The sequence below is a fragment of the Sphingomonas sp. CCH9-E2 genome, from assembly GCF_001557215.1.
GTDB lineage: Bacteria > Pseudomonadota > Alphaproteobacteria > Sphingomonadales > Sphingomonadaceae > Sphingomonas.
Genome location: NZ_LSJM01000119.1, coordinates 1 through 1,513, shown reverse-complemented (window position 1 = coordinate 1,513; position 1,513 = coordinate 1). Strand labels below are relative to the sequence as shown.

The window sequence follows — 1,513 nt, the reverse complement described above, 5'->3', positions numbered from 1 at the left end:
CCCCCGGGCCCGCCACCGAAGCCGCCAAAGCCACCGCCGCCCGGGCCACGTCCGCCGCCACCGCCGCCAAAGCGCGGACCGCCACCGCCGGGTCCGGCGCCCGGGGCACCTTCGCCGCGCGGCGGACGTACACCCTCGGGCGGTGTTTGCGGCGCCGCTCCGCCGGGCTGACCCGGCTGCGACTGACCCTGTTGCTGCTGGCGCTCGCGCGCGGCGATCATCGCCTCGCGCCGCGCGCGGAACTCTTCCGCCGCCTTGCGCGCCAGCGGCGAGGCGATCGGGGCGGAGAAGTTGATGCCCCAGCGAATCTGCTCGCGCTCGCTGCGCGCGAAATTGACCGGGCGATTGTCGATGCGGATCAGGCGCCCGCTGCCATCGCGCACGAAGCGGTCGGGGAACGCCGCCTCGATCTCGGCCGTCGCGGTCGGGAAGGACGCGATCGGATCGCGGATAATGCTCTTGGTGTAATCAACGTTGAAGCTCAGATCGAGCTTCTGCACCGGCTGATAGTTCAACCCCAGCTTCATCACGCTGCGATTGTCAGCAGACAGGCCCGGATTGCCGCCGTCGAGCCGGGTGATATCGACCGTCTGACCACGCACGAAATCGAACACGCGCACATTCGGGGTCGCCACCACCGGGTTGCCGAGCTGCTGCGCCGAGGGTGCGCCCTCCTCCTCGGTGAACGAGGCGAGCATGCGCAGCCCCTCGACCGGCGACCAGTTCGCGCCATAGCCATAGGTGACCAGCGTGCCGAAGTCCGACAGCTGTTCGACCTCCGCATTGGCGTTGAGCGACAGATTGCCGAGCGGGCTCAGCACATCCTTGCCCCGGCTCGAGATCGGCAGATCGATATTGGCGCGCGCGCTGCCGCTGGTGCGCCCGATATCGGTCGCGACATATTGGCCCGAACGCCGCGATTGCGCGTCGAGGTCGCTGGTCCGTCCGGACAGGCGCAGGCTGGTGTTGATCGCGCCCGCCGGCAACTCGGCGATCGGCCCGTTGACCAGGCCGTCGACCGATCCGACGTTCGACACCGACTGCGCCCAATCGGTCAGCCCCGTGTCGCGATCGGTCAAGGTGCGGCTTTCGATCCGGTCCCAATTGGCGGTCAGCGACCAGCGCCACTTGGTCGAAATATCGCCGTTGAACGAGACGCCGCCCTGCAGCGTATTGGTCGCGCTGCTGCGCTCCAGCGGGTCGGTGCCGCCGGTCGGCAGGCCCAGTAGCGAATCGCTCCAGTTCTGCTCCATCCGCAGATTGGCGGTGGCGACCGTCTTGCCGATATTGCGGCTGAGCACGCCGTTCAGCGTCAGGCTGTCCGTCGCCGGGCGCAGCGAGCGGAACTGCGTGTCCGATCGCGGCGCGGCCGGATCCTGAATGATATCGCGCTCGCTCTCCAGCAGCGCGGTGTCGCGCTCATATTCAAGGTCGAGGTTGAGGCGGCCATTGGGGTTGAGCCGGAGCAGGCTCAGCTCGACATCCTGCCCACCGGTCCCGCCGTCAGTGGCGG

Annotated in this window: 1 pseudogene; it reads right to left on the bottom strand. The window is 68.6% G+C overall.

The window, feature by feature from the left end:
• Positions 1 to 1,513: pseudogene (locus tag AX681_RS22380) on the bottom strand (TonB-dependent receptor); the annotation flags it as partial.